Source organism: Pseudomonas sp. GL-R-26 (genome assembly GCF_019947365.1).
In the GTDB taxonomy this organism is placed as follows: domain Bacteria; phylum Pseudomonadota; class Gammaproteobacteria; order Pseudomonadales; family Pseudomonadaceae; genus Aquipseudomonas.
This window is the reverse complement of sequence record NZ_JAGYGI010000020.1, coordinates 105,692-114,838: the sequence shown is the minus strand read 5'-3', so window position 1 is coordinate 114,838 and position 9,147 is coordinate 105,692. Positions and strand designations below refer to the sequence as shown.

Genomic DNA, 9,147 nt, shown 5'->3' with positions numbered 1-9,147 from the left:
CGATAGCGGAGTGTCATTCGACATCAACGGTGAATGACACTCCGCTATCGCGAGCAAGCTCGCTCCCACAGGTTGCGCACTTCGACTGACCGGCATTGGGTTCTCCCAAATTTGCCTGGACACCGACATGACTCAACGTTGCAATTCCTACTACACCGCCACCCTCAACCAGGACACCGATTACCCGACGCTGCAAGGCCGGCACCGGGTTGACGTGGTGATCATCGGCGGCGGTTTCACCGGCGTGGCCACCGCCGTCGAGCTGGCGGAAAAAGGCCTGAAGGTCGCCATCGTCGAAAGCCACAAGATCGGCTGGGGCGCCACCGGGCGCAACGGCGGCCAGGTATTATCCGCCCAAAGAGCGTTTTGTTGACTATTGATGTATTTCGCACCTCCAACAGCACCGATGGGATAGTGAGTCAACAAAACATAAAAAAATGCATAGTCAACATAGCAATTATTAGGAATATACAAAGTGTTGATTACTGTTTTAATTATCCGACTCACGAACTCACTGTTGCATCAGTCTAGGTTTTGTGCATAATTAGCCGCAGTAGCAGACCCAGCGAAGGTCTGCTTGGTCCATCAGCTAGTTCGGCTTGATACACTTCAGCCAATCAATAATTCGGCCGTGTACGGGTGATCAGCGTTGACTTTGATGTTTCATAATCAAGGAAATCGTTGATATGCCTCATACACCCGCTCCCCCTGTGAGTTATAGCTCGCTTATCCCGCTCAAAAAAATTGCTGTCAGCCCATTAGTTGTTTTGGACAAATTAAACCAGCTTAAACCACAAAAAAAAATTATATCAAAATCATGCTACCCCTCATTGTACATATTGAGGAAAGCAGTATGAAAGTCCGTGAGTTTAAAAATACTGACGGAATACCCACAGCACTAATCTTCGACGACAACAAACCTGTGTTTTGGGCTAACTATTGGCTGATAAATCTAAAAAGACAAGTCAGACCCAAATCATTAATCACATATAGCTATGATATCTGCATAGTGATGTTGTTTTTTAGATATAAAAAAATTAACTACATAAAAAGATTCAGAGAAGGAAAATTCCTTACCAACGGAGAGTTATCAAAATTACGTAACTGCTTGATGGAAACCAAGAACACTATCGAACGCCGAATTTCAGGATTAGGCTTCATCAATCAAAACAATGTATGTAACTCAGCGTACGATAGAAGATGTCGGCTCGCAAAACCTTACTTACTGTTTTTGGCCGAAGAATTATTGGTTGACACTAAGGCAGAGAAAGGAACGGCAATTGTTGATTTTTCAAATCGACTTGAGAAGCAACTTAGAAGCAGTAACTCTAGTGATGATAATTGTGTAGAGCCTTGGACACAAGATGATTACACGATGATGGATCGTGCCATTAAACACAACTTTAATCGCAAATCTAAATTTTTATTGCATAGGGACCTTGTCTTATTTCATCTACTACGAGAACTGGGGGTCAGAAATAGTGAACTACTTGGAATAACCATTGATTGTTTTGATCGAAAAAAGCACGGATATGTAACAGTAAGAATAGAGTCAAACTCAGACTTGAGCACGGACCCTAGATCTTCGCCTGCCACCGTAAAAACATTAAACAGAGAATTAAAAATCTCTGACGCCTTATGGACCCTTATCGAAAGATATATTATCGAAAGAAACAAAATAAAATCATGCATAAAACATAATTTTTTGATAATTGGAATATCTGGCGCTCCATTATCGAATGATGCAGTTGGTAAAATATTCAATCTATTGAGCAACAAAACTAAAAGAAAAATAAATCCGCACAGTCTTCGGCATTCGTGGGCATGCAATTTTATACTTCGAGAATATGAAAAGGCCGATGGATTCACGGGACGCGATAGAGAGAGAATTATTTCCAACGCTCTAAGTATTCTACGAGTTCAGATGGGGTGGAGCTTGCGTTCAAAGATGCCAGAGCACTACGCCAGATACGCATTTCAAAAAATCGGGAACGACCGATTGTTTGCAGAGGATAACATATTAAACACAAAACTAATGATGGGTAATCCTCATGAAAATCTCTAATAAACATGACTACAAAAACGAAGCTTTCGAAGAAATAACTGTTTACCACCAGAAAACTCAGCTCACTTTTAATGTTGGGCCTGCACTCACTGTTACACACGAGTCTCTTCGTAGAAAAGGACATATCGAATTCGAGCCGATGCGAAAGTACCTGGAATTCGAAATTATAGAATCATTTCGCAACGAACTATGCTCTAGGATAGCAGAAAGTTATTCCCTTTCCTCTATTGAATCTTACTGCACCAAATTAAACGAACTTTGTAGAAAGCTTGAAGGATTCAGCTTACTGCAGAACAAAATCATACGAAAAATAAGTGAAACTAACGAATTATGGTCAATCTTCATAGAATGGCTAAACAAGAACCAGAACTTAAAAGGTTTTTTATCTTCATGTAACGGTGAGGATGGAGTGCTATGGAGCGAAGAGTACAATTTAGCAATTGATATGATCAGCAGCGCGAATTACAAAATATTAAGTCCTGTTAGAGCGGCAGATCCAACCAATGGCGCACTGACTGAGCTTGAAGTTAGAGATGTCACATTTGCGATCTGCAGTGGATATGAAAAAGGTTTGCTCCAACTTGAGCATCTAGCGATTTTCTTTCTTGCTTTAGTACTTGGATATAGGCAAAGTCAAATTCTCAAGATCAAGTTAGACGACTTGACTTACAGTCAAACTCAAAAGAACTGGATATTAAAAATCGAGATCATCAAACAAAAACTCAAAAGCAAATCTATTTATAGAAATATAAGACTCCCACCCTTAGTAAACACACTGATCAATTATATGATACCAATCTGCCGCAGCAGAAATAGAACTTACTTAATTCACAAATCCGTGGGTGTTGCTGGACTTGTGATTCCCGAAGAAAAAATCAAAGAACTACCTGATATCCCATGCTCTGCTTCTGTAATACTGACAAGATTGAAAGATGTGGTTTACGATCTTGGTGTTAGGAGCGACAGAGTTACTGACGGAAAAATAAACTTAAACTTCATTAGATTCAAACATACACTACTCACGCGCGCCGCTGTCCATGGAGCAAGTATACATGAGTTGATGTTTTTAGGATTACACAGCGATGCTTCGTCAGCCAGTTCATACATTGACTCCATTCCAGAATCTCAGGCCCGGATCAAAGAGGAGTTAGGCTCCGCGCTCGCATCTATCGCGAATTTATTTCTTGGCGGACCCTATGAGGGTGGATATGAACGGGCAATCATGGAAATGCCCGACTCGATACAGCGCCATTACGGAATTGCTCAAGCTAAACCAATAGGAGTTTGTGGCAGTATGAAAAATTGTACGGATCATGCACCAGTTGCATGCCTACTTTGTTCTAAATTTGAACCTTTCCGAGATGCGCCATTTGGGGAATACAAACAATATCTAATTCAAGAACACCAAAATCAACCTGACATTAAAGTAAAAAAAACTGTTATGGAATATATCGATGCTTGCGACATGTGGATTACCAAACTTAGCATTAAATAGGAGTATCTATCATGAACAAAGAAAATCCCCAACTAAATTTTGCGTGGTTCAAAGACACTTTTACTCCCCAATTCAGAGAACAGATCATCAAAAACAACACCATTGATATGTCATTAAAATATAAGCTACCCCACAAAATGCTGTTAAAAGCCGACCCATGTGACTTTACGCATGCCCTCCCTTCCACTTTCGATAAAAAGACTCCTATATTCGAACAAGTCTGCTCTGATGAAGACTGGATCATCGCCCTCAAACTATTTCACCTAATACGTTCGCTCGAGAACAAAAAAAAATGTCGTGAGGTCGCTACTGGGTTTTATTTTCTCATTGACACGCTTCCAAAATTCAAAAAACCTTGGGAATTAGTTAATTCAGACCTTGCCAGAGCCTCAAACAGAACCGATTTATCACCAGGACTTACCTATCGATTAGGAGCCGGCTTGGCGTGTATAGGCAAGACGTTAAAAAAATATAATCTCTCACCGGAGAAAATAAGATATCTTCAAAACCCTCATATTAGGCCTCAACGCTCAGCTAAAACTTTTTTACCAAACCTCGAGGCATGTAAAATTCTTGCCGAGTCGTTTAGATCCCCACTGAACGGGTTCGAAATATTAGTTTCATCAGCGTTTGCACTGTTGAACTATGCACCGTCCAGAGGTTCAGAAATATTGACGTTAGATGTCGATTGCATAACTACACTTAATGGTTTTGGACTGTGTTTTCCTAGGCCGGCGAAGAATGGAAAATCGACGGTTAAAAGAGCGCCATGTATCGAATTTGAGAAAGTGGTAACGGAGGCATGTCGAAAACTTAACGAGTTTGGCGAATCGGCAAGAAATGCTTCAGCGTGGTACAAAAAAAATGAAAGCATCTACATACCTGAAGACCTCGAACATTTGAAAGGCAAGAAGGAATATAGTATTCAGGAGGCGTTATCAATAATTGGCTACAGAAGGAGTGACAATAATTACTCACAACCGTTGTATTTTAACCGGCCAAAATCTCCACCTGCTGCAATGATGCCGCCGGGACTAAATAGGTTATTTCAATCAAAAAGCGGAGTTTACTACCAAGATACTAAAATACGACTGGATGATGAAAGCTTCATAAGCGCCTCTAATCTTTATAAATGGGCAACAAATAACCTATCACCCACATTTCCTTTTATAGACGGTGTCTCTCAGGTTGAGTACAAAGATTGTTTATTTGTACATCCATATGCTTCTCGCACTCCCTACACAAAAACATATTGGCAATGTGAAAACGTACCATGTTTTTTTACGACTACGAAACTTCAGCAATGGTTTGGCAAACTTTTTTTCCGCGGTCGTAACAGAGAGGATCTTTCATTAGGCACTCACGCAATGCGACATTTACTCAATACCTTGGCGCAAAGCAAACAGATTGATCAACGCTTGATTGCCATATGGTCTGGCAGGAGCTCCGTAGACCAAAACAGCTCATACGATCATCGTACGCCCACAGATAAAATTGATCTCGTCGATGAGAATGCGAACGGATCAGGATTTGAGTTTGGAGGCTTTCTCGATGAGTTATATGAAGATGAGTACAAGCCGACGGGAGTGTCAACGGAGGATTTTTTCAAGAATGTTATTGGATCTCTTCACGTCACCGAGCTAGGTCTATGCCGGCACGATTACAATTCTGGACCCTGCCCCAATATATTTCAGTGCATTGATTGCTCAGAACACTGTTTTAAAAAAGGTGATGAGAGATCATTGGCAGTTGCGCACAGAATGATCGAAAAATTAACACCTGTTATTGAAGCCGCTCAAATAGCAGTAAATAGTGGAGAACCTGGTGCGGAAAAATTTCTTAACTCCCATAAAAGAAAGATTTCCAGATACAAAAAACAAATAGATATTTGTTCTGACCCAACAATCTCCAGTGAGGCGATATGCGCCTTACCGCCATCTACACAAACAGACAATATAGTTTCAAAGGCACTTGCCCTACGCGATAACAACACAAAGCAACTGAGACAAAACTTGTATGAAAGGGGCAGAATTGGTCATTGCGACATTGATCGCGAGACGGTAAATTTGTTCAACTCATTAATGACTTCCTGGACGGTGGATAGAGGGCTTCCTACTTGGGATAATGTTTGTGAGATTTTCAGGGATAAACACGACATACAGATAAAGCATCAGTTTATTAAGTGCAATAAGGAAATGGCACGATCCTACGAAAACATGAGCAAGCGACTACTAGAGAACAACTTAGTCAAGCGAGACTCTTCTTCAAGATGGCATTGGAATATTGAATACATAGTTTCACACATTTTGGACAATTGGCACTTCGAATCTCTTGGCTCGCCCTCTCTTTCTAAAGTTGCACAGTACATACAAGAGAAATATCCATATGCAAAAACACCCCCTATGGCTCTTCAACAAAATCTCAAAACACGAAAGCTTCTTTCAGACAAGTTACTGGATCTACATGCCAAGGGAATGATATTTCTTTCTGCCCATGGATGGGTAATTTGTGAGCGAAAACTAACTTCACAACATAGTACATATTTAAACATTCATGAATCTTTCGCTGTTTTTGCGGAAGACTGGGGAGTCAAGGATGGACTTCCTTTCGTGGACATTATTCTAAAGAATTTTTCGGAGAAAACTGGATTTACGTTTAGAAAATCATACCTTTTTTCTGATAAAAAACTTCTTGAAAGCCTCAACAAAATAAAAGAAAGCGCTCTCAATACGGGCTTCGTAAACTACGGCAGATCAAATGTACCCTCCTGGAATGTAGACCATATAGTTTCATCTTGCTGCATTAATACTAATAGAACCTTAAAAACCGATCACACCAATGAAATGTATAACAACATTATATCCCTCTTCCCAGGTATTAAGCTCAACGAACGCGATTTCCTGAGAACATTGAAAACTCAGTTGCATGAGGATTCTGAATGAAGCGCAGAAGAATTACCGACGACGATGCCGCGACATTTATTAATATCCTCAAAAGCTGGGATATTAATAAAGACGGCGAACTAAACTGGAATAGCTTTATCGCCAGCATTCAGGTGATAACGGGCTATTTATATGAGAGAACTTCACTATACAAAACAAAAGAAGGAGCAGTTTACAGAGAGTTTGAGGCGGCTAAAACCCAAATAAGAACAGGAACGAAACCGAAGGGAAATTCCATGTCTAGGAAGAACTTATTACTAGCACATTCCAAATTGAAGTTTGAGATTGAAACACTACGCGCCGAAAACCTCAGTTTACTTCAACTACACGCTAGGTATCTGAAATTATTGTATGAAAACGATATAGTACCGGAGCTCGATGGGCTGTGAGGATTATCACCTGTATTGGATACTATTGCTGTGGCCGAATTAACTCAATTGGCGAGATATTGCTAAACCAATATATTCCTCGAAACAATCGCCGGACGAGGCTGCCTTGGTGATTTTTTTGCAAAACCAATTTGACATTACCGTTGGCTGGAAACATATCTATTGGAAAGCAATGCATTCCGGCGATCGGCAAAGACTACTACTTAATTTGGATAAACCCATTACAAAACGGCCAGCAGTTGCTGGCGATAGCTTTTCGAAAAATATATTCGATAAGTCGATTCGGAGGTCAGATCGGCAAACTGTAAGATCTTCTGCACGGAGGTGGTAGGAGCTTGGCTGATTGGCTTATTTAGTTCACCGTTCACCGGGCTATCCAACTCGCCGTCTATTGAGCTAGCCTCAGGTGCAGGTACACCTACTTCGCACACGACAGCCAAATGTTCCGGCAGATCATCTGCGATACGCTGTGAGAACTGCTTCAGCGTCGGCTCCGCCAGGACGAACAACCATGCTTGATCGTCAATGTCGCCTATACGGCGAAGGACCCTCCCTAAGACCTGACGATAATGCAGTTCAGTTCGAATTCGACTGAGATAGCAGCAAACCTGTAGCCGAGGTATATCTGTTCCCTCGCTGATCATTCCCACAGCAACAATCCAACGGCAATCGCTAATTTTAAAACTGTTGATTACCTGCTGCGCATCTGGTGTTCTCGTAGTCACGACTTGGAAGCTTTCACCCTTGCTCTTTAGCGCCAACGCTACTTGGTGGGCATGCTCGATATTAGTAGCAACAATCAATCCCGCAGCATTCGGCTTGAGCATCCGCAACTCACCGAGTTTCCTGCTTCCCAAATCGAGCAATTGGTTGAGCGCGTCTTCATGATAAACCAGATCCTGGTATGAGACCGGAGATTCACGTAGCAGTTTAGCAATGCTGGGAAAAAGTTTGACGGTGCTATCATTCGCGAAATCCTCTTTGAATCTCACCATCTGGTTATCTAGCAGAACAATGTGAGGTGACCGGCACACGCCATCGGAAATGGCTTCCTTGAGCCCATAACGATAGTCGCAAATCAATCGGCCTTCCGGATTGGAGTAGCGAGCCAGAGCAATGCTACTGTCATCGGAACGCCATGGCGTGCCCGATAGCGCCAAGGTAAAAGCGGCACGGTCCTGCATTTTCAAAAGAATTTGTTGTCCCCAAGCATTGCTCAAAAGCGGATCGTTTCCTGAGCAGTGATGAATCTCGTCGAAGACTGCAAACACGCGGTAGTCATCAAAAAGCCGCCAGAAAGACTCATCCTGATGATCCATCGCTTGATAGGTACTCGCGGTTCCAACAGCACCGATAAGTCCATCCAGACGCCTCCCCAATACAGAAGAGAACGTCGAGCGAAAGCCGTCGACGACTTGGCATGACGGAGCAAAACAGAGCACAAGATCAATTTTGCCACTTTCCAATAGTTGTCGAGCCAGCTCCGCGGCCATTCGTGTTTTGCCGGCTCCTGGGGTGGCTTGACAGAAGAAGTGCGGCGTTGTGGTGTAGTGCTTCAGCGCAATTTCAATGCATTGGCTCTGCCATTTTCTCGGCGATGCTTTCATCGTGTGGACATAACTGTCTTGAGCGTCTTTTCGACCGCTCGGAGATGCCCTAGAAGACGAGAGCTTCGATCTCGAGCTTCGAGAAAATCACCTTCGACTTGGTCTTTCAGATGCGGCATTTCGTCGAGCAGTTGCTTATAGCGCTCCGTCTCTCCCATGGAGGAAAGGAAGTCGAGCCGAATCTCTTTGAGTATGGATTCCAGGTGTTCGACCAAACCCGGCCCAGGCCGCTCTGAGTCGATGCTTTGTGCGGACTGTTTCAGCAATTTATTCACTGACTTGAGACTGTTCTCGTACCCATTATCGATGAGCTCCACCTGCTGGTTCGCTGGAATACTCTGCCAGTGATAGATCTGCCCCCGCTTTTGTCGTTTTTCATCCTGAATAACCCATCCGGTACGCAGCATCCGTCTGATCTGCTCATAGACATATCTGCGGAGGTCGCTGCTGTTGAACGTAATACCCGCCAATTGAGTGGCGTAAGCGTTACGTAAGTCGTTGGTCGTAAACTGGTTTAGGTGCCCCTGCTGAAACAGGTCGTAGAGCCGCCTGTCGAAGATGAATGAATCGGGTTTCATGCAGGCACCTGGAAGGGAAATTCGGGGAACGATCAAAATGCGGATTATAGTCCGTGGCCGATGCATCCGCA

General features: G+C 42.8%; 6 protein-coding genes and 1 pseudogene. 5 read left to right on the top strand and 2 right to left on the bottom strand.

Annotated elements, in window-relative coordinates; translation table 11 throughout:
* Window positions 1-127: 127 nt before the first annotated feature.
* The 5 genes and pseudogenes from KGA96_RS20630 to KGA96_RS20610 all read left to right on the top strand — a co-directional run.
* A pseudogene (locus KGA96_RS20630) lies at window positions 128-346 on the top strand (NAD(P)/FAD-dependent oxidoreductase); the annotation flags it as partial.
* A 507-nt stretch (window positions 347-853) separates the two neighbouring features.
* Window positions 854-2,065, top strand: coding sequence for a site-specific integrase (locus tag KGA96_RS20625; protein WP_223514802.1), 1,212 nt, complete (start codon window positions 854-856; stop codon window positions 2,063-2,065).
* Window positions 2,052-3,560 (top strand): site-specific integrase, encoded by a 1,509-nt coding sequence (locus KGA96_RS20620; RefSeq protein ID WP_223514799.1) that lies wholly within the window; start codon window positions 2,052-2,054, stop codon window positions 3,558-3,560. The genes KGA96_RS20625 and KGA96_RS20620 overlap by 14 nt, the downstream gene beginning before the upstream one ends.
* Window positions 3,561-3,571: 11 nt before the next feature.
* Complete coding sequence (locus KGA96_RS20615; RefSeq protein ID WP_223514797.1) at window positions 3,572-6,502, top strand: hypothetical protein; 2,931 nt, start codon at window positions 3,572-3,574, stop codon at window positions 6,500-6,502.
* Window positions 6,499-6,891, top strand: a complete 393-nt coding sequence (locus KGA96_RS20610; RefSeq protein ID WP_223514795.1) for a hypothetical protein — start codon at window positions 6,499-6,501, stop codon at window positions 6,889-6,891. Before KGA96_RS20615 ends, KGA96_RS20610 begins: the two co-directional genes overlap by 4 nt.
* Window positions 6,892-7,112: 221 nt before the next feature.
* On the opposite strand, the gene KGA96_RS20605 is transcribed toward KGA96_RS20610, so the two are convergent.
* Together KGA96_RS20605 and KGA96_RS20600 are read right to left on the bottom strand one after the other, a co-directional pair.
* Window positions 7,113-8,498: a DEAD/DEAH box helicase gene (locus KGA96_RS20605; RefSeq protein ID WP_223514793.1), complete on the bottom strand. Its 1,386-nt coding sequence runs from the start codon at window positions 8,496-8,498 to the stop codon at window positions 7,113-7,115.
* Window positions 8,495-9,076, bottom strand: coding sequence for a hypothetical protein (locus KGA96_RS20600; protein WP_223514791.1), 582 nt, complete (start codon window positions 9,074-9,076; stop codon window positions 8,495-8,497). The genes KGA96_RS20605 and KGA96_RS20600 overlap by 4 nt, the downstream gene beginning before the upstream one ends.
* Window positions 9,077-9,147 lie beyond the last annotated feature (71 nt).